The sequence below is a fragment of the Blautia sp. TM10-2 genome (assembly GCF_003480845.1).
GTDB classification, from domain to species: domain Bacteria; phylum Bacillota; class Clostridia; order Lachnospirales; family Lachnospiraceae; genus Fusicatenibacter; species Fusicatenibacter saccharivorans.
Genome location: NZ_QUJZ01000005.1, coordinates 183,753 through 209,768 on the forward strand (window position 1 = coordinate 183,753; position 26,016 = coordinate 209,768).

Sequence of the window (26,016 nt, forward strand, 5' to 3'; positions counted from 1 at the left end):
AAAGGATTCCCACTCGCGGGAATCCTTTTTTGTATACTTTGTATTACTCAATAATCGTACCTGTTTTTCCCTGGAATCCGGCGAGTGCGGAATCAATGGAAGTGATGACTGCGGTACGGCCGATGCCTTTCTCGAGGAAAGAAACAGCTGCTTCCATCTTCGGCAGCATGGAGTTTTCTCCGAACTGGCCTTCTGCGATGTATTTCTTCGCGTCAGCAACGGTGATGTGCTCCAGCGGTTTTTCGTCCGGGGTACCGTAGTTGATGGAAACGTTTTCCACGCTGGTCAGGATCATCAGCATGTCTGCGTTCAGCATTTCTGCCATCAGGCCGCTGGTGAGGTCTTTTTCGATGACTGCGGATGCACCCTTTAACTCTTCATTCTGCGGGAGAACCGGGATTCCGCCGCCGCCTGCTGCGATGACAACCTGTCCGGCATCGAGAAGAAGACGGATGGAGTCGATCTCTACGATATCCTGCGGCTTCGGAGCAGCAACGATTCGGCGGTAGCCGTCCTCGGTTTTCGTTACGTAGTTTCCTTTTTCTTCCTCTGCGTCAGCCTCCTCTTTGGTAAGCGTACGGCCGATCAGTTTGACCGGATTGTTGAAGGCATCGTCGTACGGATCTACTTCAACCTGTGTAAGAATCGTGGATGTGGTTTTGAAGATTCCTCTGCGGAGAAGCTCAGCACGGATGGCGTTCTGCAGGTCGTAGCCGATGTAGCCTTCGCTCATAGCGGAGCAGACAGACATCGGGGCTGCGCTGTAGTCGGTGTGCATTTTGCCGAATTCATTCATCGCCATGTGGATCATGCCGACCTGCGGCGCATTGCTGTGGGTGATGACAACATCAGCACCGGCAGCAACGAGATCTGCGATTACTTTTGCGGAACGTTTTACGGCTGCTTTCTGTTCCGGCAGCGTCGTTCCAAGAGCTTTGTGTCCCAGTGCAACAACTATTTTTTTTCTTTTCATTGGAAGATACCTCTCTTTGCAGTTCATAGATTTTGATACGAAAAAACCAGGCATCAATATAGAACTATTATAAAGTTTATGGAGGCAAAAATCAAGAAGAAACCGACATTGCGCACATTGAAATGTTTTTCGGACTATGGTATTCTATAAAAGTATCTGAGTCGTAGGGATTTGAAACGTGAAAGGGAGGTCCCGGCATGAAAAACATGCGCACGTTACAAAAACGGATCGCATATCAGCTCCAGCAGGGCAGTCTGGATGCGGAAGTTACAGGAATCACATGCGACAGCAGAAAAGTACAGCCGCAGAACGTGTTTGTCTGCATCCGCGGAAACAGGATGGACGGGCACGTATATGCAGAAGAAGCAGTCGAGAGGGGCGCTGCTGTCCTGGTTGCGGAGCGGGAACTGGAAGGGATTCCGGAAAAGGTAACCGTACTCGTAGTAAAGGACAGCAGAGAAGCACTCGCACAGCTTTCCTGTGCCTGGGAGGATGATCCGGCGCAGCACCTTGTGACAATCGGAGTGACCGGCACGAAGGGAAAGACGACGACTGCATATATGATTTACGAAATCCTGCGAAAAGCAGGGATACGCGCAGGACTCATCGGAACGATCGAGACGAGGATCGGGGAAAAAAGCATTCCGTCAGAAAATACAACGCCGGAGCCTGTTGTGCTGCAGAAGCTGTTTTCTGAAATGATGCGGGAGGGCTGCACCCATGTTGTGATGGAGGTTTCCTCGCAGGCGGAAAAACAGCACCGGTGTGATGGAATTACGTTTGATTACGGTGTGTTCACCAACATTGGAAACGACCACATCGGCGCCGGGGAGCATGCATCGTTTGCAGAATATCTGTCCTGCAAAAAGAAGCTGCTTCGCACCTGCAGAACCGGAATTGTAAACCGGGATGACAAAAGGTTTCCGGAGATCATAAGGCAGAGCACCTGTCGTCTGGTGACATTCGGATGCAGGGAAAAAGCTGATTTTATGGCAGCAGATGCAGCACTCGATCAGGCGCCCGGCGTGCTCGGTGTCTCATACCGGGTGCAGGGCGCAGCGGATTTTCCGGTACGGGTAGATCTGCCGGGTCTGTTTTCCGTTTCCAACTCGCTTGCCGCCATTGCGGTCTGCGCGCAGATGGGAATCCCGGAAAAGGCGATGCAGGAGGCACTTTCCACAGTCCGCGTCCGTGGGCGGTGTGAGGCAGTTCCGGTGTATCCGGAAATGACGCTTCTCATTGACTACGCACACAATGCGATGAGCCTCGAAAGCCTGTTAAAGACACTGCGGAAATACCATCCGAAGCGCCTGATCTGTCTCTTCGGCTGCGGCGGAAACCGCGCGCGGGACCGGAGATTCCAGATGGGAGAGGTGTCGGGGCGTCTGGCGGATCTGACCGTTATCACCTCGGACAATCCGCGGGATGAGGAACCACAGGCGATTCTGGACGATATCCGGACGGGAATCGGGAAAACAGAAGGCGCTTTCGTTGAGATTGCAGACCGTAAGGAGGCGATCCGGTATGTGATCGAAAACCGGCAGCCGGGCGATCTCGTGGTGCTCGCGGGAAAAGGCCACGAAACGTATCAGATCCGGAAGGGGAAACGGTACGAGATGGATGAGCGCGTGCTGATCCGGGAAATACTGGAAGAAAGTAAGGGGAATGTATGAGCAGCGTTTACGCTGATGTAATCGTAGACATCACAAATGAAAAACTGGACCGGACCTTTCAGTACAAGGTTCCGCCGGAACTGACAGGGGAGATCGGTCCGGGAACGGCGGTACAGATTCCGTTTGGAAACGGAAACCGCACGATCACCGGCTATGTGCTTTCCGTCGGAAACGAGCCGAAATATCCGCAGGACCGGATGAAGGCCATCCTCGCGGTACAAAAGGATGCGGCGACTGTAGAGACGAAGCTCATCGCGCTCGCCGCGTGGATGCGTCATACGTACGGATCGACGATGATCCAGGCGTTAAAGACGGTGCTTCCGGTCAAAGTAAAGGCGCGCGGGAAAGAAACCCGCGAAATTGCGCTTCTTGCAGATCCTGCGAGATGTGAGGAGCTGCTGGAAAACTACAGAAAGAAAAATTATAAAGCGAGAATCCGTCTCTTAAACGCGCTGCTGGCCCAGCCGGTTCTTCCAGGGCCGGTTGTGAGCAAGAAACTGAAAATCACGGCAGATACGCTGCACGTGATGGAAGAGCAGGGCGTGTTGGAAATCCGCCGTACGAGCACCTGGAGAAATCCGGTATCTGATGCGGCAGGAAGAACAACTGCGGGAAAACCAAACGAACAGCAGCAGGCCGTGGTGGACGGCATTCGAAAGGAATGGGAAGGGCAGAACCGCCCCTGCCTGATCCGCGGTGTGACGGGAAGCGGCAAAACGCTCGTCTATATGGAGCTGATGGAGCGAGTGCTGAAGGAAGGAAAACAGGTGATCGTGCTGATCCCGGAGATTGCGCTGACGTATCAGAACGTGGAGCGGTTCTGCGCACGGTTTGGAACAAGGGTCACGGTGGTCAACTCGCGGATGACACCGTCCGAGCGCGCCGACCAGATGGAGCGCGCGCGGCGCGGGGAGGTCAGTATTATGATCGGTCCGCGTTCCGCACTCTTTGCACCGTTTCCGGATCTGGGGCTGATCGTAATCGATGAGGAGCATGAAACCTCCTATAAAAGTGAAGTGACGCCGCGCTACCATGCAAGGGAGACCGCTGTGCGCCGTGCCGGGCTGGAGCATGCCCATGTGGTGATGGGTTCGGCAACGCCGTCGGTGGATGCTTCTTACGCCTGCGAGACGGGAGCGTACGCGCTGTTCCGGATGGATGCGCGGTACGGAAATGCAGCACTTCCGTCCGTATGGATCGCGGATATGCGGGAAGAATTACAGATGGGAAACCGTTCGATTCTGTCCGGAAAACTGCGGGAAGAGATCGAAAAACGGCTTGAAAAAAAGGAACAGGTTGTACTGTTTCTGAACCGCAGAGGCTATGCGGGCTTCGTCTCATGCCGTGCATGCGGCCATGTGATGAAATGCCCGCACTGCGATGTATCACTGACAGCACACAATAACGGAAAGCTCGTCTGCCATTACTGCGGTTATGAAACACCGCAGGTACATGCGTGCCCGTCGTGCGGTTCCCCGTACATCGGCGGCTTCCGTGCCGGCACACAGCAGATCGAGCAGAACGTGAAAAAGCTGTTTCCAAAGGCACGCGTTCTTAGGATGGACGGCGACACGACAAAAACGAAAAACAGTTATGAAGAAATCCTGTCCTCATTTGCGGCGGGGGAGGCCGATATCCTGATTGGAACCCAGATGATCGTAAAAGGCCACGATTTCCCGAATGTCACGCTGGTGGGAGCGCTGGCGGCGGATCTCTCCCTGAATGCAGTCGATTACCGTGCCGGGGAGCGTACGTTCCAGCTGCTGACGCAGGCAGTCGGCCGCGCCGGAAGAGGCGAAAAGCCGGGAATGGCAGTCATTCAGACGTACCATCCCGAACATTACAGCATTCAGACGGCGGCAGAGCAGGATTACGGGACATTTTACGAGAAAGAAATGGACTACCGCCGTCTGATGGGATATCCACCGGCGGCGGAGCTTCTGGCGATCCACGGAGCCGGGGAGGATGAAGCGCATCTGACGCAGGCGATGGAATACATTCGCAGATATCTCATCCGCATCCGGGGAAACCGCGAAGTCCAGATCATCGGCCCGGCAAGTGAGGCAGTGTCGAAAATCAATGACCTGTACCGCATGGCCGTGTATGTACGCGCGCCGCAGGAAGAGGTGCTGGCAGAGCTGCGGGAAAAACTGGAGCGGTATATCGAGATTAACAAAGGCTTCCGTACCGTTTATTTACAGTTTGACTTCAGCAGAAAGTATTAGTTTTTTCATACTATTTACACATAGATTATTTATAATAGAAGAGCAAAAGAAAGGAAAAGAATTATGGCAATCAGAGAAATCAGAGTCGTAGGCGACCGCGTATTAACAAAAAAATGCAGACCGGTGGAGAAGATGACACCAAGAATCAGCGAGCTGATCGACGACATGTTTGACACCATGTATGAGGCAAACGGTGTCGGCCTTGCCGCACCGCAGGTCGGCATCTTAAAGAGAATCGTAGTCATGGATGTGGATGGAACCCCACATCTTCTGATCAATCCGGAAATCCTGGAGACTTCCGGAAGCCAGACAGGAGCAGAAGGATGCTTAAGCCTTCCGGGAAAATCCGGTACAGTAACCCGTCCGAATTACGTAAAGGTAAGAGCGCTGGACCGCGACATGCAGCCGTTTGAACTGGAGGGAACCGAACTTCTTGCCCGCTGCATCTGCCACGAGTGCGATCACCTCGATGGACATATGTATACAGAAAAAGTAGAAGGCGAACTCTGGGACAACACGTACGATGAGTATGAGGAGTACGAGGACGAAGAGTAAGTCTTAAAATAAAGGAGATGACTTCAGATGAAAGTGGTATTTATGGGAACCCCGGATTTCTCCGTGGGAACACTTGAGGCACTCGTGGAGGCCGGTTATGAGATCACAGGCGTTGTGACCCAGCCGGACAAACCGAAGGGCCGCGGAAAACAGATGATGCCGACACCGGTGAAAGAGGCAGCCGAAAAACACGGCCTTCCGGTCTATCAGCCGCGCCGCGTGCGGGATGCAGAGGCGATCGAGGAGATCCGGAAAATGGAGCCGGATGTGATCGTTGTCGTTGCATTCGGCCAGATTATTCCAAAAGAGATTTTGGACATGCCGAAATACGGATGCATCAACGTTCATGCCTCCCTGCTTCCGGCTTACCGCGGAGCAGCGCCGATCCAGTGGGCTGTCATGAACGGCGATGAAGTGAGCGGCGTAACCATTATGAAGATGGATGAAGGCCTCGACACAGGCGATATGCTGACGAAAGTGGAAGTTCCGCTTGCAGCAGATGAGACCGGCGGCAGTCTCTTTGACAAGCTCGCCGCAGCCGGAGCAAAACTTCTGGTGGAGACACTTCCAAAACTTGAAAAAGGCGAAGTGACACCGGAAAAACAGCCGGAGATAAGCACTACAGAGTATGCGCGGATGATCAAAAAAGAAGACGGAAAGATCGACTGGACGAAGAGTGCCGTTGAGATCGAACGTCAGATCCGTGCGATGAGCCCGTGGCCGAGTGCTTTTACAAAAGTAAACGGAAAGAACCTGAAAATCTGGGATGCCAAAGTCATTGCCATGTTCGGCGGCGATCTGTTTTCGAAAATTCCGGGACAGAATCCGACGAAGAGTGCCGGAAAAGTCTGGGTGGCAGATGAGACAGGTCTCCATGTAAAGACGGGAGACGGCATTCTGGTGATCGAGGAGCTGCAGCTCGAAGGAAAGAAACGGATGAAAACCGCCGATTTCCTGCGCGGCTATGCGATCGAGCCGGGTACCAGACTTGGCGAGTAAAAGAGAAAAAGCAACCTGAAGTTAAGGCGGGGAACGGCACAGCGGTGTGATGGCTGCTGTGCCTGAGAAAAAAGGAGAAAAACGATATGGGACTTTTTTATGACAGTACGTATCTGCTGGTGATTCTTGCCGCACTGATTTCCATGGCGGTATCCGCCCGCATGAACACGATTTTCAGCAAATATCAGACCGTCCGCTCGTACAGCGGCATGACGGGACGCGAGGCGGCGATGCGCATTCTGCATCAGGCCGGCATCTACGATGTGACCGTCCGCCACGTATCCGGTAAACTGACCGACCACTATGATCCGCGGACAAAAACCGTGAATTTATCGGATGCGGTTTACGATTCAACCTCGGTCGCAGCGATCGGCGTCGCAGCGCATGAGTGCGGCCATGCCGTACAGCACAATACGGATTACGTGCCGCTGAAAGTAAGAAGCGCCATTGTTCCGGCAGCGAACCTTGGATCCCAGCTTTTCTGGCCGCTGTTCCTGATCGGACTGATTTTCAGCCTTCCGATGCTGGTGAAAGCCGGTATCTGGCTGTTTGTGCTGGCATTGGCATTCCAGGTGGTAACACTTCCGGTCGAGTTCGATGCGTCGAGAAGAGCATTAAAAATGCTCAGTGAGGGCGGTATGGTGACAGAGACGGAACACGACGGAGTCAAGAAAGTACTCTGGGCTGCAGCCATGACATACGTGGCAGCGGTGATCGGTTCTCTGCTGCAGTTGCTCCGGCTGCTGATTTTATCCGGAGCATTTAGGAGAAATGATGACTGATACAATCAATACAAGAGAGCTGATTATGAACATTCTGCTTGAGATGGACAGGGAGAAAACGCCCTGCCATCTTGCTGTAAGGGACGCCCTCGATAAATACCAGTTCCTGCCGCGGCAGGACCGTGCGTTTATCAAGCGGGTCTGCGAGGGAACCGTGGAATACGGCATCCAGAATGACTACATCATCAATCAGTATTCCAAAATCAAGATCAACAAATGCAAGCCGGTGATTCGTGCAATCTTACGGATGTCGGTGTACCAGATCCGTTTTCTTGACGCAGTACCGGATTCGGCAGTCGTCAATGAGGCGGTGAAACTGGCGGAAAAGAAGCATTTTTACAACTTAAAGGGCTTTGTCAACGGCGTTCTGCGCACGATCGGGCGGGAGAAAGATCATCTGCCGATGCCGAAGGAGAACAATACTACGCAGTATCTTTCCGTGAAATACTCCATGCCGGAATTTCTGGTTGAGGAGTTCGTATCCCAGTACGGAAAAGAAACGGCAGAAACGATGATGGCGGATTTCCTGAAAGAAAAACAGGTGACGATCCGTATCAACCGCTGGAACAATACAATCGAGGAGACGAAGAAAAGCCTGGAAAGCCAGGGGGCAGAGCTGGAAAAAGCGCCGTATCTTGGCGAGGCGTTCTATCTGAAAAACTTTGAGACGATCGCATCACTGAATGCCTTCCAGGAAGGCCGGTTCCAGATTCAGGATGTGAGCTCCATGATGGCGGCGCATCTGGCGGATCCAAAGCCGGGTGACCAGGTGCTGGATCTCTGCGCGGCACCGGGCGGAAAGAGCCTCCATGCAGCAGATAAAATGAGAAATCAGGGATGCGTGGAAGCGCGTGATCTCACCGAATACAAGGTCGATCTGATCCGGGAAAATGTGCAGAGAGCAGGTGTTTCCTGCGTCGTGCCGAAGGTAAAAGATGCGGAACAGCTCGATGCGGAATGGATCGGAAAAGCGGACGTTGTGATTGCGGACCTGCCGTGCACCGGATACGGCGTCATCGGCAGAAAGCCGGATATCAAATATTACGCTTCAAAAGAAAAAGAAGAGGAGCTGGTACGGATTCAGCGGGCAATCCTTGCAAATGCCGCATCGTACGTAAAGCCGGGCGGCACACTGCTGTACAGCACATGTACCGTCAACAGAAAAGAAAACAGCGAGAATGCCGCATGGTTTCTGGAACAGTTCCCGTTTGAAGCAGTCAGTCTGGATGAACTGCTGCCGGATGAGCTGAAAAGCGGAGAAACGGCCAAAGGACAGCTGCAGCTGATCCCGGGGGTACACAAGACAGACGGATTTTTCCTTGCAAAATTCCGGAAAACAGAGGAAGGACGGGCGTAACAGATGGATATTAAATCAATGACCTTAGACGAATTAAAGGACGCCTGCCAGCAGATGGGAGAAAAGCCGTTCCGTGCCAAACAGTTATACGACTGGATGCATCATCGTCTGGCGGGCAGCTACGATGAGATGACGAATCTCTCGCTTGCCTTCCGGGAAAAATTAAAGGAACAGTATCCGCTTACCTGTCTCGAAAAAGTGCAGGTGCAGGAGTCTAAAATCGACGGAACGAGAAAATACCTGTTCCGCCTTAGCGACGGCAACGTGATCGAGAGCGTCTGGATGAAGTACCACCACGGAAATTCCGTCTGCATCTCATCCCAGGTCGGCTGCCGGATGGGCTGCCGGTTTTGTGCATCGACGATCGGCGGACTCGTGCGGTGCCTGACTCCGTCGGAGATGCTCGACCAGATTTACCGGATTTGGGAGGACACCGGGGAGCGGGTTTCCAATCTGGTTGTCATGGGAACGGGTGAGCCGATGGACAACTACGACAATCTGGTGCGCTTCGTGCGGCTGCTTTCGAGCCAGGAAGGACTCAACATCAGCCAGAGAAACATCACCGTTTCCACCTGCGGAATCGTGCCGAATATGTACAAATTGGCAGATGAGGGACTCCAGATCACCCTGGCACTTTCCCTTCATGCGCCGAACGATGAAAAGCGCCGCGAGCTGATGCCGATTGCCAATAAATATTCTATTGATGAAATTCTCGATGCATGCCGCAATTACTTTGCAAAAACAGGCCGTCGGATTACATTTGAGTACTCTCTCGTTGGCGGGAAAAATGACAGCGAAGCCGATGCAAAAGAGCTTTCCGCGCGGATTTCGGATATCAACTGTCATGTAAATCTGATCCCGGTCAACCCGATCAAAGAGCGCGATTACGTGAAATCAACGAAAAAAGTCGTAGAGAATTTCAAAAATAAACTTGAAAAATACGGAATTAATGTTACTATTAGAAGGGAAATGGGCGCCGATATTGACGGAGCCTGTGGACAGTTAAGAAAAAGTTTTATCGATAAATCAAACGAACAGCCGTAAAAAGCGGCTGTCAATACAGGAGAAAAAAGCATGAAGGTATTTTCTGCAACCGATATCGGACAGAAACGGACGATGAACCAGGATTTTGTGTTTGCCTCCGCCTCTCCGGTCGGAAACCTTCCGAACCTCTTTGTCGTTGCAGACGGCATGGGAGGCCATAACGCGGGCGATTTTGCTTCGCGTTACGGTGTTTCTGTACTGGTGGAATCTGTAAAAAGGGATACGAATTTCAACCCGGTGCGGATTATTCGGCATGGAATTGAAGCAGCAAACAGCCAGATTTTTGAGCAGGCAAAACGAGATATATCCATGGAAGGCATGGGTACGACGATGGTAGTAGCTACGGTTGTCGGCAACTATGCCTACGTTGCAAACGTAGGAGACAGCAGGCTGTATCTGGCAGCAGATGGCACGTTTGACCAGGTGACGCAGGACCATTCCCTGATTGCAGAGATGGTGCGCCTTGGAGAACTCACTCCCGAGCAGGCGCGGAATCACCCGGACAAAAACATTATTACCAGAGCAGTAGGCACACAGGATACCGTAAAGATTGATTTCTTTGACATTCAGCTTGAAGAGGGCAATCAATTGGTGATGTGCTCGGACGGCCTTTCCAACATGGTAACGGATGAGGAGATTTTCGAACTCATCTGCCGAGAAGACGGTGAGGACAAGGCGAAACGTTTAATTGATAAAGCAAATGCAAATGGCGGCAGAGACAATATCGCAGTCATTGTCGTTGAACCATTTACAAACGAGGTGAAAGAATGTTAAAAGAGGGCGTTATTTTAGGAGAACGATATGAGATCATAAGCCGGATCGGTTCCGGCGGTATGGCTGATGTCTACAAAGCAAAAGACCACAAGCTGAACCGCATGGTGGCCGTCAAGGTTTTAAAACCGGAATTCCGGGAGGATAAAACCTTTATCCGCAAGTTCCGCACGGAGGCACAGGCCGCAGCAGGACTGTCCCATCCGAATATTGTAAACGTGTACGATGTCGGGGAGGACCGTGGTGTTTACTATATTGTTATGGAGCTTGTTGAGGGAATTACCCTCAAAGATTATATTGACCGTAAAGGAAAACTGAGCGTAAAAGAGGCGACCAGCATCGCCATTCAGGTTTCCCTTGGTCTTGAAGCAGCACACAACCGCAATATTGTACACCGCGATGTCAAACCGCAGAACATCATCATTTCCACAGACGGAAAAGTAAAACTTTCCGACTTTGGTATTGCAAAGGCAACTTCTTCCAATACGATCAGTTCGAACGTTATGGGAAGCGTACATTACAGCTCTCCGGAGCAGGTGCGCGGCGGATATTCGGACTATAAGAGTGATATCTATTCCCTTGGCATCACCATGTACGAGATGGTAACCGGAAGAGTGCCGTTTGACGGCGATACCACCGTTGCCATCGCAATCAAGCATCTGCAGGAGGAGATTGAATCTCCATCCAAATATACCCCGAACCTTCCGTTCGCACTGGAGCAGATCATCTTAAAATGTACCCAGAAGAGCCCGGACCGCCGTTACAATAACATGGCGGAGCTGATCGACGACTTGAAGCATTCGCTGATGGAGCCGCAGGGCAATTTCGTAAAAGTAACTCCGTTAAGTTCTCACGCCGAGACTGTTATGGTATCCGCAGAGGAGTTAAGCCAGATCCGTTCCGGCGCAGCAGCAAAGGCAAATGCGCAGACGGCAGAGGAGCCGGCCCGCAAGCGCTACAGCAAGATCGAGGATGAGGAAGAGGACGAAGATTACAGCTACGAGGACGAAGAAGACGAGGATGAGGACGAAGAAGAGGATGACCGCGATTCCTACGATGAGGATGACGACGATTCCTACTACGACGATGACGACGACGATGACAAAGCCGGAAACAAACTCGAAAAGATCATCACAATCGGCGGTTTTGCGATTGCAGCCATCATCATCTGCATGCTGATCTACTTTATTGCACAGGCAGCCGGCATTGTCGGCGGAAAAGGACCGACCGCAGCTTCTTCCAGTTCCGCATCATCTTCGAGCAGCACGGAAGTTGTTTCTTCCAGCAGCAAAGAAGAGGAAAAAGTAACCGTTCCGGATCTGACCAACAAAACCGAGGCAGATGCCGTCGATCTGGCAAACAGCCTGAACCTTGGTGTAGTCAACGGCGGAACCGAGGCATCGGATGTCATTGAGGCAGGAAAGATCTGCCGCCAGGATCTGAAACCGGGAACGAAAGTCGATAAAAATGCAACGATTACGTATTATGTAAGCTCCGGAAAAGAAACCGTAACCATTCCGACCGGCATTGTTGGAACACAGAAAGACGCTGCAAGTGCTGCACTGACTCAGCTGGGACTGCAGGTTTCCACAACAGAGGATTTCAGCGATACCGTTGCAGAAGGCTTGGTTATTTCCGTTGACCCGTCAGAGGGAAGTCAGGTTGCGCCGGAATCTACCGTTACGCTGGTGATCAGCAAGGGATCCAAGGACGCGGAAGAAATTGCAATCCGTGATGTAATCGGCCTGGATGAGGAGACAGCAAAATCAATCCTGAGCGATTTCAATATTATTGTGAAAACAGGAACCAGCAGCAAGGTGGCCGAGGGCGAAGTCATGGAGGTTGACCCGGCAATCGGAACCAAAGTAAAGAAAGGTTCTGACGTTACGATTTATGTCAATAGCCCGAGTGCACAGCCAACGACGCCGGATGAGAATACACCGACCCCGACACCGGCCGAGCCGGGCGCAAATACCGCTACGGATGTTACCTGGTCCTGCAGCCAGACCTTAAGTGCGCCGGATCAGTATCAGGGTGGTATTGCAAAAATTGAGCTGATCCAGGATGATGGAAACGGAAACGAGACCTCCATCACCATCATGGATGGACAGGCCATTACGAGCTGGCCGTATTCTGTCAACACCAACTGGAGTGCTTCATCGTCTGCTTCTTCTACCGGAAGAATCGTCTTCTATGAGATGGATTCGAGCGGAAGTTATCAGGCAATTGCACAGTACCCATCGGTTCCGTTGAGTGAAGGGTGAGTATGACAGGAAAGATTATGAAAGGAATTGCCGGATTCTACTACGTAGACGTAGAAGAATCCGGCATTTATGAGTGCAAAGCAAAAGGAATTTTCCGAAAGGAAGGCCAGAAACCGCTCGTCGGAGATCTTGTGGAAATCGAGATTCTGGATGAAGCGGAAAAAACAGGAAATATGACCCGGATTCTGCCGCGAAAAAATGAACTGATCCGTCCGGCAGTGGCCAATATCGATCAGGCGCTTGTGATTTTTGCGCTGGAAAATCCGACCCCGAACCTGACGCTTCTGGACCGTTTTCTTGTGATGATGGAACAGCAGAACGTTCCGACGGCAATCTGTTTCAATAAAAGAGATCTTGCGGGGGAAGATTACACAGACCATCTGCGAAGCGTCTATGAGAACTGCGGTTACCGTGTCTTTACGGTGAGTGCAGCGAAAGAGCAGGGCATGCAGGAAGTGGAAGCATACCTGAAAGGGAAAACAACGGTGGTAGCCGGTCCGTCCGGCGTCGGAAAATCTTCGATCACAAACCGGATGCAGAAAGAAATCCAGATGGAGACCGGAGAGATCAGCAAAAAGCTGAAAAAAGGAAAACACACGACGCGCCATTCCCAAATGATCCCGATCGACCATGAGACGTATCTGTGCGATACGCCGGGGTTCAGCTCGCTTTATACAACCGATATGGAAAAAGAGGAGCTGAAAAACTTTTTCCCGGAATTTCATCCGTACGAAGGAAAATGCCGTTTCCTCGGCTGCATCCACGGAAAAGAGCCGGGCTGTGCCGTCAAAGAGGCACTGGAACAGGGAAATATCAGCAAAGAAAGATTTGAAAACTATACCATGTTCTATGAAGAACTGAAAGAACAGGAAAAGAGGAGATACTAGCATGAGCCGAGTATATCAGTTGGCACCTTCTATTTTATCCGCAGACTTCAACCGTCTCGGAGAACAGATCCAAAGGGTAGAGAAAGCAGAGTGCCGGTGGCTTCATATCGATATTATGGATGGAATGTTTGTACCATCCATTTCGTTTGGAATGCCGGTGGTAAAGTCGATCCGAAAAGAAAGCAGTCTGTATTTTGATGTTCATATGATGGTAAAGGACCCGGAGCGGTACGTAGAAGAATTTCAAAGCTGCGGGGCGGATATGATCACGGTTCACGCGGAGGCATGCCGCGATCTGGCAGAAACCGTGAAAAAGATTCATGAAACAGGCGCAGATGCCGGAGTTGCCGTAAATCCGGATACGCCGCTTTCTGCGGTTACGGACGTGATGGATCAGGTAGAAATGATTCTGATTATGAGCGTTTATCCTGGTTTCGGCGGCCAGAAGTATATCCCGGAGTCGACGGAGAGGATCCGTACGCTCCGCAGAATGCTGGATGAAAAGGGACTGGAGCATGTGCACATTCAGGTCGATGGCGGCATCAACCGCGCGACCATCGATGAAGTCCTTGCGGCAGGTGCCAACATCATCGTGGCAGGCTCTGCTGTATTTGGCAGCAACATCGAGCAGAACGTGCGCGAGCTGCAGGAAAAAATTTCTTCATACAGCAAAAAGGCAGAATAAGATACAAAAAGACAGAAAAAAGAGGCAGGGAAACGTGAGAACATGTATTATTTCGGGAGGGATGATCGAACCGGATTTTGCCTTCCCATATCTTCAGAAACAGCAGTTTGATATTATCCTGGCAGCAGACCGGGGACTGGAGTTCTGCTACCATTACCAGATTATGCCGACGTATATTCTGGGAGATTTTGACAGTTTATCTCCGGAGATTTTAAATTATTACAAGGAGAACCATGTCGCACCGATCCGGGAATTTAATCCCATGAAGGACAATACGGACACGGACATCGCATTTCAGCAGGCGATTGTTCTGGGAAGCAGTGAAATCACGATTCTCGGAGCAACAGGAGGAAGACTCGACCATTTCTTAAGTATTGTGCAGAACCTGAAAACGGCATGGGAGAAGAAAATTCCGGCTTACATCGTGGACAGCCGCAATCTGATTACGATTCCGGTGGAAACTTCGTTTGAAATCCGGAAAGAAGAGCAGTTCGGAAAGTACGTTTCGTTCTTCCCGCTGGAAAAGGAAGTCACATCCATCACCCTGGAGGGCTTCGCCTACCCGCTCGACCATCACTGTCTGCCGAATACTTCGGGTGGTCTGTGCGTGAGCAATGAGATCGTCGAGGAGACCGCGCATGTATCGTACGAGGGCGGCATTCTTCTGATGGTACAGTCAAGAGATTAAAATCCATTGAAATCAAAGAGCCCGTGTGCTATAATTTATAGTTGCATTGGGCTCTTTTTGTGCATAAAAAGAACCCGAACAGAAAAAGAAGCGAAAAATAAAAACAAAGGAGATATAGATTACTATGAAATTAGGTATCGTGGGCCTTCCGAACGTCGGAAAAAGTACACTTTTCAATTCCCTGACCAAAGCAGGAGCAGAGAGCGCAAACTATCCGTTCTGTACCATTGACCCGAATGTCGGCATCGTGCCGGTTCCGGACAAGCGTCTGCAGCAGCTCGGAGATTTCTATCAGTCCAAGAAAGTAACACCGGCTGTCATCGAGTTCGTTGACATCGCAGGTCTTGTAAAAGGTGCATCCAAAGGAGAGGGACTTGGAAACCAGTTCCTTGCCAATATCCGTGAGGTAGACGCTATCGTTCATGTTGTCAGATGCTTCGAGGATCCGAACGTTATCCACGTAGACGGCAGCATTGATCCGCTCCGTGATATCGAGACCATCGACCTTGAGCTGATCTTCGCCGACCTTGAGGTACTCGAGCGCCGTATTTCCAAAACTGCAAAATCTGCAAGAATGGACAAAGAGGCAGCAAAAGAGCTCGAATTCCAGGAGCGTCTGAAAAAACTGCTCGAGGACGGAAAAGATGCCATCCTGATGGAGCTGCAGAACGAGGACGAGGAGAAATGGATCGCAGAGTACAACCTGCTGACCAGTAAACCGGTCATCTACGCAGCAAACGTAGCAGAGGATGATCTCGCTGACGACGGTGCAAACAACTCCTATGTACAGTCCGTCCGCGAATATGCAAAAGAGCACAACAGCGAAGTATTCGTCATCTGCGCCGAGATCGAGGCAGAAATCTCCGAACTCGAAGAGGATGAGAAAAAAATGTTCCTCGAGGATCTTGGTCTTACCGAGTCCGGCCTGGAAAAACTGATCGCAGCAAGCTACCGTCTGCTCGGCCTCATGAGCTTCCTTACAGCAGGAGAGGATGAGACCCGTGCATGGACCATCAAAGTCGGAACAAAAGCACCGCAGGCAGCCGGAAAAATCCACACCGATTTCGAGCGCGGATTCATCAAAGCCGAGGTTGTCAATTATCAGGATCTGCTCGACTGCGGTTCCTACGCAGGAGCAAGAGAGAAAGGCCTTGTGCGTATGGAAGGAAAAGATTACATTGTCCGCGACGGCGATGTCATCCTGTTCCGTTTTAACGTTTAACACCAGTAGACAAGAAGTCCCCCGCTTCTAAAGCGGTGGGATGAATTGTTAAAAGAAACATAACGGCAGTGGCGGGCGGAGAGAAATCGGTATCCTCCACTGACATGAGGCAGGTCACAGTCGAACTATTTTCGACATGTCAGACTCCGTGAAAATACCGACTGTGAGTTGAAACAATGAACTGAAAATCAGAGAGAATAAAATCTATGGATATGGAAATTAATTTCCCCAATCTCGGGATTTATCTCGACCATGTGGGAAAAAACATCAGTATTTTCGGATTTTCCATTGCCTATTACGGCATCGTGATCGTAACCGGTATGATGATTGCGATCTGGATTGCCCAAAGAGAGGCAAAGCGAACGGGGCAGAACCCGGAGCAGTACCTCGATCTTGCGATGATCGGCATCGCAGCCGGTATTCTCGGGGCACGGATTTACTACGTTATATTTGCCTGGGACTATTATAAGGATGATCTTTTGAGTATTTTCAACATCCGCCAAGGCGGACTTGCCATCTACGGCGGCATCATCGGTGCCTGCATTGCGGTGGTGATTTACAGCAGAAAGAAGAAACAGAACTTCAGCCTTCTGATGGATACCGCGAGCATGAGCATCGTGTTCGGTCAGATTATGGGACGGTGGGGAAACTTCTTTAACCGTGAGGCATTCGGTGACTACACTAACAACCTGTTTGCAATGCAGCTTCCGGTTTCCGCGGTCCGTGCCAATGAAATCACACAGAAAATGTGGGATCATGTGGTGACGGTAAACGGCGTCGAGTATATTCAGGTGCATCCCACCTTTTTATATGAAAGTTTATGGAATGTGGGTGTCTTGCTTTTTCTTTTCTGGTTTCGGAAAAGAAAAAAATTTAACGGCGAAGTGTTCCTGATGTATCTGATAGGATACGGCCTTGGAAGAATCTGGATCGAGGGACTCCGCACCGACCAGCTTCTGCTTCCGGTGGTGGGACTTCCGGTTTCCCAGCTCCTTTCGGGGTGCCTTGTGGTGGGATGTACCATCCTGGTGGTATGGAAACGAAAAAAATTATCATCCGGTGGGGAGACAGCCCATTCTTAAGGATAAAACCAGTGAAAAAAACAGAATAAAAATACAGAAAAGGGGAAAACCGGCAAAAAAGGTTTTCTCTTTTTTGATACAAAATTGGTATAAAAAAGGCGGAAAATGCGCATAAAAATGTTGCATTTTGGGGAAAATCTTAAAAATGAAATAGAAAAAAGACCTTGCTATTTTCCCTGAGTTGATATAGAATAAAAATATAAGTGGTAGAAAGTGGTGAAAAGTGGTGCGTTGTGGAGCGGATGTGGCAGTCTGGCTGCGGCGCGATACATGAAGTGGTGCGTGGGGAGACCGCCATTTCAGGTGATAAGAGGGTTTTCATTATGTTCATGGGAGAGTACAGTCATACGATTGACGCGAAGGGAAGATTGATCATACCGTCCAAGTTCAGAGAACAGCTGGGAGAAGAGTTTGTACTGACGAAGGGATTGGACGGATGCCTTTCCATTTACCCAAACGACGAATGGGCTGCCTTTGAAGAGAAGCTGAGAGCCTTACCACTTACAAACAAAAACGCCAGAACTTTTTCCCGTTTCTTTGTAGCAGGTGCTACGTCATGTGAACTGGACAAGCAGGGGAGGATTCTCGTACCGGCAACGCTGCGGGAATTTGCTGGTCTGGAAAAAGATGTAGTCCTTACCGGAAATATCAACCGGATTGAAATCTGGAGCAAGGAAAAATGGAACGAAAACAGCAATTATGATGATATGGATGCCATCGCCGAATCAATGGAAGAGATGGGCATTGTGATCTGATCTGTTTCGTTGGGATACAGGAGATGACCATGGAATTTTCGCATACATCAGTATTACTGAATGAAACCATTGAAAACCTTAAGATAAAACCGGACGGAATCTACGTGGACGGGACGTTGGGAGGCGCTGGACATTCCAGTCATATATGTGAGCGCTTATCTGCCACGGGGAGATTAATAGGCATAGATCAGGACGAAGCTGCGATAGCTGCTGCGGGTAAACGCCTGGAACCATTTCAGAACCAGGTCACGATTATCCGCAGCAATTATTGCGATATGGTTCCGCGTCTTGCCGAAATCGGAGTCACCGGGGTAGACGGAATCCTGCTGGATCTTGGAGTTTCATCCTATCAGCTGGATAATGCAGAGCGTGGATTCACATACCGTGAGGATGTTCCGCTGGATATGCGGATGGATCAGAGAAATGCTCTTTCCGCGTACGAAGTCGTGAACGATTACAGTGAAGAGAATCTTTCGCGTATTCTCCATGAATATGGAGAAGAGCGTTTTGCAAGAAAAATTGCACACAATATATGCGTAAGCCGGCAGCAGGCGCCGATTCGAACAACTGGGGAGTTAATCGAAATCATCAAGCGCTCGATTCCGGCAAAAATAAGGGCGACGGGCGGCCATCCGGCCAAGAGAACCTTTCAGGCAATCCGTATCGAAGTGAACCAGGAACTTACCGTTCTGTCGGAGTCACTGGACGGCATGATTGATCTCTTAAATGACGGTGGAAGACTTTGTGTCATCACCTTTCATTCTCTGGAAGACCGTATCGTAAAAAACATTTTCAGAAAAAACGAGCATCCATGTACGTGTCCGCCGGAATTTCCGGTCTGTGTATGCGGAAAGAAGTCCAAGGGAACCGTAGTAACTCGGAAACCGATCTTGCCGGGAGAAGAGGAAATGGAAACAAATCCCCGTTCCAAGAGCGCAAAACTGCGCGTCTTTGAACGAAAAGTGTGACGGCTCGGCACGAAGGAGACAGAGAAGTTATGGCCAGACGGGCAGATGGAAGGGTAAATTCGACAGATAGAACGAAACGTTATACGCCAGATACGTTTGAGGACGGAAGTGCGGTACGGCGTCTTGCAGCACAGCCGCAGGAAGCACCAAAAGAAGCACGGCCTCTGAAATCGGGTGTGAGCAGCCAGACAAGAAGAAACCGGGCACGGGCGACACAGATCAGCGCGGGCTACGCTGTTTTTCTTGCCATTGTCTGCACACTGTGTATCGCGGCGTGTGTTGCGTATGTCAAGTTGCAGACCGTGGTTACCACGCAGGCGGAAGACATTACCAGCAAAGAAAAAGAATTGAGCGATCTGAAGGCGGACAATGACGCCTATTACAATACAACGGTTGCCTCCGAAGATCTTGAGGCAGTCAAAGAAGCAGCACAGAACCGGCTCGGCATGAAATATGCAGATGAGTCCCAGGTAATTTATTTCGATGATTCAGAAAACAGCTATGTGAGACAGTATCAGGATGTTCCGGATGCGAAATAGGTGAAAACGTGAGTAAACAGAAAAAAAATAAAAAACGAAGCGGGGCATTCCGGAGACGGAAGACAAGTGGGCGTATGAGCAGAAAACTGGTAGCACTCTTTTTGGGAGTGATGCTGGTTTTTGTTGCTTTAGCGATTGACATTACGTATGTGAATGCCACAAAGGGAGAAAAATACGAAAGACAGGTTTTAAGCCAGACGCAGCAGTCCTACGACAGCAGGACAATTCCATTCCAGCGGGGAAGTATCACCGACCGGAACGGAACGATTCTGGCAACGAGTGAGAAGGTTTACAACGTTATTCTCGACTGTAAACTTGCCAATACGACGGTAAAAGATGAAGAAAAGAACGATACCCATCCGTACGTCGATCCGACCGTAGCAGCACTGGTTGAATACTTCGGACTCGACGAGACGGATATCCGGGATCGTCTGACCGGCGAAACGACAAAAGAAAGCCAGTACCAGGTTCTCGCCAGAGAGGTCTCGATGGACGCGAAAAAAGCGTTTGAGGCCTATGTGGACGAGTACGCGGACAAAAAGAACAAGGAGCTCGATGAGAACGAGCAGGCGGAAAAAGCATACCGTGCCAACATCCGCGGCGTCTGGTTCGAGGAATCCTACCACAGAACGTATCCGTTAAATTCACTTGCCTGCGATCTGATCGGCTTTACGTATTCAGGAGACACGGCAGACTGGGGAATCGAAGGGTATTATTCCAGTATCTTAAATGGCGTGAATGGTCGCCAGTTCGGCTATTACAACGAAGATGCGGATATGGAACAGACGATCATCGAGGCGCAGCCGGGCAAAAACGTGGTTACGACGATTGATGTAAATATTCAGAAGATCATCCGCACGGCGATCAAGAATTACAATGAGCGGATTCATGTCCAGAACGGCGCGGACGAATCGGACACTGAGACGAACCGTCAGACAAAAGCGGCAAAGAATATCGGCGTTGTCGTGATGGATCCGAACAATGGAGAGATTCTTGGTATGGATTCTTCCGACTGGTATGACCTGAACAATCCAAGAGATCTGACACCGTTCTATTCGCAGGAAGAAATTGATGCGATGAACGATAACGAGACAATGGAGGCTTTGAGTGCCATCTGGAAAAACTACTGTATTTCCGATGCATATGAGCCAGGTTCCACGGCAAAACCGATGAACGTGGCGGCGGCATATTCCCTCGATGTAATCGATGATGATACCCTGTTTGACTGTGAGGGGTTTGAGACGATTGCAGGGCAGATGATCCGCTGCGGAGCTTATCCGGGAACACATGGCGTACAGACACCGGCCGATGTACTGAAAAACTCCTGCAACGCTGGTATGATGCAGATCGGACAGAAGATGGGAGCAGCGGAATTTCTCCGCTATCAGGATATTTTCGGTTTCGGCAGTCTGACAGGAATTGACCTGCCGGGTGAGGCGTACGGCCTGGTTCACACGGAGGATACCATGGGACCGACCGAGCTTGCAACGAGTACATTCGGACAGGGCTATACCGTGACGATGGTACAGCAGGCAGCTGCGTTTTCCTCTCTGATCAACGGAGGCAATTATTACCAGCCGCATGTGATGAAGACGATCACGGACAGCACAGGAGCCGTTGTTGAGAGCAATGAGCCGAATCTGGTGCGTCAGACGGTTTCCGCGGAAATCAGCGATAAAATGAGAAGTTTCCTCCAGGGAGTCGTGACCGATGGAAGCGGCCAGAGTGCAAAGGTTGCCGGTTACACGATGGGAGGAAAAACAGGTACTGCACAGAAGTATCCGCGAGGCAATGGAAAATATCTCGTTTCCTTTATCGGATTTGCACCGGTAGAAAACCCGAAAGCTGTTGTTTACGCGATTGTGGACGAGCCGGATGTAGAAAATCAGGCGAACAGTGTGCTGGCACAGGAGATCGTAAAAGAGATCTACACAGAACTGCTGCCGTATTTGAACGTATTCCCGGATGATACGGACGGTGTGACGGGCGAAGGCTCCGAGACCGGAACGGATGATCCAAACGTAGCGGCACCGGTACAGGAAGACGATACGGAAAACAGTGCTGAAAACAGCAATATCGAGAACGGCGGTCTGACAAACGCCGAGCTGGATCTCATCAATGAAGAGTAAAAAAACATAAAAAACAAAAGACATAACCCCATAGCAGTTTCCATATAGTGTTATCATAATGGATTCGGCTATGGGGTATTCTATGCGTAAAAACAAAACGTATCACCGGAAAAAGACGGTTCTTCTGTGGGTACTCTGCATGGGAATGATGGTCGGACTTGCCGGGCGGCTGGTGTATCTGTGTGTGTTCCGGTCCGTCTATTATTCCGAGAAGGCGGATGATCTGCACGAGCGGGAGCGCGGGATCAAGGCGGCGCGCGGCCGGATTCTTGATGCAAACGGGGAAGTTCTCGCGGCAAACCGCACGGTCTGTACGATTTCCGTGATCCACAGCCAGATTGAGGAGCCGGAGGCGGTGATTGCGATGCTGGTAAAAGAGCTTGGAATTTCGGAGGAGACGGCGCGGAAACGCGTGGAGAAGCGGTCTTCAATCGAGCGTGTCAAGACGAATGTGGACAAGGAGACGGGTGATACCATCCGGTCGTACGGATACGCGGGGGTAAAAGTGGATGAGGATTTCAAGCGGTATTACCCCAAAGGGAAGCTGGCGTCGCGCGTTATCGGCTTCACCGGAGGCGATAATCAGGGCATCATCGGACTGGAGGTGGAATATGAGGAAATTTTAAAAGGAATCAACGGAAAAATCCTGACGACAACGGATGCGCGCGGGATTGAGCAGAACGGCATCGGGGAGAGCCGCCAGGAGCCGGTGGCGGGAAGGGACTTAAAGGTCAGCCTGGATGTCAATATCCAGGCGTACTGCCAGCAGGCAGCGGAAAAGGCGATGGCAGAAAAACAGGCGGACAGCGTCTCGATTCTTCTTATGAATCCGCAGAACGGAGAAATCTATGCCTGTGTCAATGTGCCGGAGTTCGACCTCAACGATCCGTTCACGCTGCAGCAGGATACAACGGGACTTTCGGAAAAAGAAATTCAGGATCTGCTGAACCAGATGTGGCGGAATGCCTGCATCAACGATACGTACGAGCCGGGATCTACCTTTAAGATCATCACGATGTCGGCGGGACTTTCGGAGGGCGTTGTGTCGCCGAACGATTCGTTTTTCTGTCCCGGCTACAAAATCGTGGAGGACCGCCGGATCCACTGCCACAAGCGGACGGGACACGGAGCCGAAAACTTCGTGCAGGGCGCGCAGAACTCGTGCAACCCGGTGTTCATTGAAGTGGGGCTGCGGCTCGGTGTGGAAAAGTTCTGTGATTACTTCCGGAATTTCGGTCTGATGGAAAAGACGGGGATCGATCTGCCGGGCGAGGCATCGACGATTATGCACAAGGAGGAAAACATCGGAGAGGTTGAGCTTGCGACGATGGCATTCGGCCAGTCCTTCCAGATCACGCCGATCCGCCTGGCGGCGACGGTCTCTGCGCTCGTCAACGGCGGAAAAATGGTGACGCCGCATGTCGCAACGGATGTGCTCGATGAAGAAGGAAATGTTGTAAAGCATCTGAATTTTCCGGAAAAAGAAGGGGTTCTTTCGGAAGAAACTTCCAGGACGGTGCGCGAAATTCTGGAAAGCGTCGTTTCAGAAGGGTCTGGAAAGAATGCGTACCTCGAGGGATATTCCATCGGCGGAAAGACGGCAACCTCGCAGACACTTCCGCGGAGCGCCAACCGCTATATTTCCTCATTCCTCGGCTTCACCCCGGCGGAGCATCCGACGGTGCTGGGGCTTTGCATTATCCGCAATCCGCAGGGCGTCTACTACGGCGGAACGATCTGCGCGCCGGTGATCCGCGATATCTTTTCCAATGTACTTCCGTATCTCGGTATTGGACACAATTCTCAGGAAACCTGAGAATTGTGTCCTTCGCAGCCCTCATTTAAAGTTTTGCTTCGCAAAAGGAGGGCTGCTCACACCTGAATCACTTTCTTACGCAGCGAAACAGCAAGTGTTTCACTGCTGAGCGAACCGTAACTTGGATTATAAAAGAAGGTTGCGAAACAGAACAAAAAGCTATATACTGAATAGGCTGGAGAAAATATTTTGACATGCCTGTTCCGTACACAATCCGTACAAAAAGGAAGAGGTGCGTCTATGAAAAGAGAAATGATCCTGCCGGTTCTTCTTTCCTTTGGCATCAGCCTGGCGCTGGGGCCGGTTCTGATCCCGTTTCTGCGAAAAGTCAAAGCGGGGCAGAAGGAGCGGGAAGAGGGTGTGCCGAGCCACCAGAAAAAAGCGGGAACCCCGACGATGGGCGGCGTGATGTTTCTGGCGGCGTTTACCGCAGTTTCCCTCCTTTTCCGGAAAGAGGGAGCGGAAGTGGTTCCGGTGCTGTTTCTGACGCTTGGTTTTGGCCTGATCGGCTTTCTCGATGACTATCTGAAAGTCGTGCTGCACCGCAGCGACGGGCTGTACCCGAAGCAGAAAATGGCACTGCAGGCAGTGATTACAGCAGTCTTTCTGTGGTATTTGGCGCGTTTTTCCGGAATTTCCCTCCGGATGCGCATTCCGTTCCTTCCAGGCAAAGAGCTGGACGCAGGGATTTTTACGATTCCGTTTCTCGCCTTTGTGATTCTTGGAACGGTCAACGGTGTCAACTTTACCGACGGCCTTGACGGACTGGCGGCGAGTGTGACGATTTTAAATGCTGTTTTCTTTTCCGTGGCATCGATCGGCCTCGGAAACGGTGTTTCCCCGTCCCCGCTTGCGGTTATCGGGAGTCTGCTGGGGTTTCTGGTATTCAATGTATTTCCTGCCCGCGTCTTTATGGGCGATACCGGAAGTCTGGCACTCGGCGGTTTCGTCTCGGGAATGGCGTGTTTCTTACGTCTCCCCTTATTTCTGCCGCTTGTGGGATTCATTTATATGATGGAGATTCTCTCTGTGATCCTGCAGGTGTCATTCTTCAAACTGACGAAGGGAAAACGGATCTTCAAGATGACGCCGATCCATCACCATTTCGAGCTGATGGGCTGGTCGGAGACACAGATTGTGACGGTGTTTGCTACAATCACAGCGATACTATGCCTGATCGCATTGATGGGGCTTTAAAATATGGAGGTAATCAAACATGATTTTCGCAGGAAAAAAAGTACTGGTTTTCGGAACCGGAAAGAGTGGAATTGCAGCGGAGGAGCTGCTGCACAAGAAAGGTGCTTCTGTCGTTCTTTACGATGGAAATGACAAACTCGAAAAAGAAGAAATCTTAAAAAAATTAGAGAGCCGTGACAGCGTGGAAGTTGTCTTAGGCGAGCTCCCGGAGGAGATGCTCGACAGCCTTGATCTTGTCGTTTTAAGCCCGGGCGTTCCGACGGATCTGCCGGTTGTCCTTAAAATGAAAGAAAAAGAGATCCCGGTCATCGGTGAAGTGGAGCTGGCGTATCAGGTAAGCCGCGGAAAAGTGCTTGCGATTACCGGTACTAACGGAAAGACCACCACAACATCGCTGCTCGGCGAGATCATGAAAGCATATCAGCCGGAAGTAAAAGTGGTCGGAAACATCGGAACCCCGTACACATCCGCGGCACTCGACACGACAGATGATACCGTAACGGTTGCCGAGATCAGCAGCTTCCAGCTGGAAACCATCAAAGAGTTCCATCCGGCGGCAAGTGCGATCACAAACATTACCGAGGATCATCTGAACCGCCATCACACGATGGAAGAGTATATCCGCGTGAAAGAGTGTATCACCGAAAATCAGACGATGGATGATCTCTGTGTGCTGAATTATGAGGACGAAATCCTGCGCCCGTTCGGCGAAAAACTGATGGCAGAGAAGAAAGTACAGGTGATGTACTTCTCGAGTCTGCGTGCGTTAAAGGACGGCATCTATTATCAGGACGGCGAAATCCGCATTGCAAAGAACGGCGAGACGGAGCTTCTGACCAGAACCGACGACTTAAAACTGCTTGGCTTACATAATTTTGAAAACGTCATGGTTGCTTCTGCAATGGCACTTCATGCAGGCGTGCCGATGGAAACTGTCCGCAAAGTCATTCAGGAGTTTGCAGGGGTAGAGCACCGCATCGAGTATGTCTGCGAGAAGGACGGCGTGGCATATTACAACGATTCCAAGGGAACGAATCCGGATGCGGCCATCAAAGGCATCCAGGCGATGAACCGCCCGACTCTGCTGATCGGCGGCGGCTACGACAAGCAGTCCACCTACGAAGAGTGGATTCAGGCATTCGATGGAAAGGTACGTTTCCTGGTTTTGATCGGAGATACGAAAGAGAAGATCGCAAAAGCGGCAAGAAGCGTCGGATTCAACGACATTATCATGGCAGACAACTTAAAAGAAGCCGTACAGATCTGTCACGACAAGGCAAATGCAGGGGATGCGGTTCTTCTTTCCCCGGCCTGCGCAAGCTGGGATCAGTTTAAGAGCTATGAGCAGCGCGGTGAGCTGTTTAAGGAGTACGTAAGAGCACTGTAAAAACGTCATATCAGGAAA

The 26,016-nt window shown here is 50.8% G+C and carries 22 protein-coding genes; 21 read left to right on the forward strand and 1 reads right to left on the reverse strand.

Features of this window, described 5'->3' with window-relative positions; genetic code table 11:
• Positions 1-43: 43 nt before the first annotated feature.
• Entirely contained in the window at positions 44-973 is a 930-nt protein-coding gene (gene arcC / locus DXD92_RS06780) for a carbamate kinase (protein WP_022463144.1), read from the reverse strand.
• Between the two features lie 197 nt (positions 974-1,170).
• On the opposite strand from arcC, the gene DXD92_RS06785 reads away from it, so the two are divergent.
• From DXD92_RS06785 to murD, 21 genes are all read left to right on the forward strand, one after another.
• Positions 1,171-2,646 carry a UDP-N-acetylmuramoyl-L-alanyl-D-glutamate--2,6-diaminopimelate ligase gene (locus DXD92_RS06785; protein ID WP_117814313.1) on the forward strand — a complete coding sequence of 492 codons (1,476 nt, stop codon included), beginning with the start codon at positions 1,171-1,173 and terminating at the stop codon, positions 2,644-2,646.
• Positions 2,643-4,871, forward strand: a complete 2,229-nt coding sequence (gene priA, locus DXD92_RS06790) for a replication restart helicase PriA (protein ID WP_118640302.1) — start codon at positions 2,643-2,645, stop codon at positions 4,869-4,871. The genes DXD92_RS06785 and priA overlap by 4 nt, the downstream gene beginning before the upstream one ends.
• 63 nt (positions 4,872-4,934) lie before the next feature.
• Entirely contained in the window at positions 4,935-5,426 is a 492-nt protein-coding gene (gene def / locus DXD92_RS06795) for a peptide deformylase (protein ID WP_055219778.1), read from the forward strand.
• A gap of 27 nt (positions 5,427-5,453) precedes the next feature.
• Positions 5,454-6,425: a methionyl-tRNA formyltransferase gene (gene fmt / locus DXD92_RS06800; RefSeq protein WP_055219781.1), complete on the forward strand. Its 972-nt coding sequence runs from the start codon at positions 5,454-5,456 to the stop codon at positions 6,423-6,425.
• Positions 6,426-6,511: 86 nt separating this feature from the next.
• The gene (locus DXD92_RS06805; RefSeq protein ID WP_022463149.1) at positions 6,512-7,207 is read left to right on the forward strand and encodes a zinc metallopeptidase; all 696 of its coding nucleotides are present in this window, start codon (positions 6,512-6,514) and stop codon (positions 7,205-7,207) included.
• A complete protein-coding gene (gene rsmB / locus DXD92_RS06810) occupies positions 7,197-8,564 on the forward strand; it encodes a 16S rRNA (cytosine(967)-C(5))-methyltransferase RsmB (RefSeq protein WP_330427575.1) in 1,368 nt (455 codons plus the stop codon). Before DXD92_RS06805 ends, rsmB begins: the two co-directional genes overlap by 11 nt.
• Positions 8,565-8,567: 3 nt before the next feature.
• Positions 8,568-9,608 (forward strand): 23S rRNA (adenine(2503)-C(2))-methyltransferase RlmN, encoded by a 1,041-nt coding sequence (gene rlmN, locus DXD92_RS06815; protein ID WP_055226967.1) that lies wholly within the window; start codon positions 8,568-8,570, stop codon positions 9,606-9,608.
• A 30-nt stretch (positions 9,609-9,638) separates the two neighbouring features.
• Positions 9,639-10,382: a Stp1/IreP family PP2C-type Ser/Thr phosphatase gene (locus DXD92_RS06820; RefSeq protein WP_022463152.1), complete on the forward strand. Its 744-nt coding sequence runs from the start codon at positions 9,639-9,641 to the stop codon at positions 10,380-10,382.
• Positions 10,376-12,643, forward strand: a complete 2,268-nt coding sequence (gene pknB / locus DXD92_RS06825; protein WP_118640304.1) for a Stk1 family PASTA domain-containing Ser/Thr kinase — start codon at positions 10,376-10,378, stop codon at positions 12,641-12,643. The genes DXD92_RS06820 and pknB overlap by 7 nt, the downstream gene beginning before the upstream one ends.
• Before the next feature lie 2 nt (positions 12,644-12,645).
• Entirely contained in the window at positions 12,646-13,530 is an 885-nt protein-coding gene (rsgA, locus tag DXD92_RS06830) for a ribosome small subunit-dependent GTPase A (RefSeq protein ID WP_055219788.1), read from the forward strand.
• A gap of 1 nt (position 13,531) precedes the next feature.
• Entirely contained in the window at positions 13,532-14,215 is a 684-nt protein-coding gene (gene rpe / locus DXD92_RS06835) for a ribulose-phosphate 3-epimerase (RefSeq protein WP_022463156.1), read from the forward strand.
• A gap of 34 nt (positions 14,216-14,249) precedes the next feature.
• Positions 14,250-14,903 carry a thiamine diphosphokinase gene (locus tag DXD92_RS06840; protein ID WP_147399292.1) on the forward strand — a complete coding sequence of 218 codons (654 nt, stop codon included), beginning with the start codon at positions 14,250-14,252 and terminating at the stop codon, positions 14,901-14,903.
• 124 nt (positions 14,904-15,027) lie between these two features.
• Positions 15,028-16,125 (forward strand): redox-regulated ATPase YchF, encoded by a 1,098-nt coding sequence (gene ychF / locus DXD92_RS06845; protein WP_022461456.1) that lies wholly within the window; start codon positions 15,028-15,030, stop codon positions 16,123-16,125.
• Between the two features lie 206 nt (positions 16,126-16,331).
• Positions 16,332-17,207 (forward strand): prolipoprotein diacylglyceryl transferase, encoded by an 876-nt coding sequence (gene lgt, locus DXD92_RS06850; protein ID WP_022461071.1) that lies wholly within the window; start codon positions 16,332-16,334, stop codon positions 17,205-17,207.
• 323 nt (positions 17,208-17,530) lie between these two features.
• Positions 17,531-17,962: a division/cell wall cluster transcriptional repressor MraZ gene (gene mraZ / locus DXD92_RS06855; RefSeq protein WP_022461070.1), complete on the forward strand. Its 432-nt coding sequence runs from the start codon at positions 17,531-17,533 to the stop codon at positions 17,960-17,962.
• A 29-nt stretch (positions 17,963-17,991) separates the two neighbouring features.
• On the forward strand, positions 17,992-18,930 hold the full coding sequence (rsmH, locus tag DXD92_RS06860) for a 16S rRNA (cytosine(1402)-N(4))-methyltransferase RsmH (RefSeq protein WP_022461069.1): 939 nt from the start codon (positions 17,992-17,994) through the stop codon (positions 18,928-18,930).
• A gap of 29 nt (positions 18,931-18,959) precedes the next feature.
• Entirely contained in the window at positions 18,960-19,469 is a 510-nt protein-coding gene (locus DXD92_RS06865; RefSeq protein WP_022461068.1) for a hypothetical protein, read from the forward strand.
• A gap of 74 nt (positions 19,470-19,543) precedes the next feature.
• Positions 19,544-21,598 (forward strand): peptidoglycan D,D-transpeptidase FtsI family protein, encoded by a 2,055-nt coding sequence (locus DXD92_RS06870; protein ID WP_118640306.1) that lies wholly within the window; start codon positions 19,544-19,546, stop codon positions 21,596-21,598.
• An 82-nt stretch (positions 21,599-21,680) separates the two neighbouring features.
• Positions 21,681-23,414, forward strand: a complete 1,734-nt coding sequence (locus DXD92_RS06875) for a peptidoglycan D,D-transpeptidase FtsI family protein (protein WP_118640307.1) — start codon at positions 21,681-21,683, stop codon at positions 23,412-23,414.
• A gap of 240 nt (positions 23,415-23,654) precedes the next feature.
• Entirely contained in the window at positions 23,655-24,611 is a 957-nt protein-coding gene (gene mraY / locus DXD92_RS06880; RefSeq protein ID WP_055226954.1) for a phospho-N-acetylmuramoyl-pentapeptide-transferase, read from the forward strand.
• A 19-nt stretch (positions 24,612-24,630) separates the two neighbouring features.
• Positions 24,631-25,998 carry a UDP-N-acetylmuramoyl-L-alanine--D-glutamate ligase gene (gene murD / locus DXD92_RS06885; protein ID WP_117509642.1) on the forward strand — a complete coding sequence of 456 codons (1,368 nt, stop codon included), beginning with the start codon at positions 24,631-24,633 and terminating at the stop codon, positions 25,996-25,998.
• Positions 25,999-26,016: the final 18 nt, after the last annotated feature.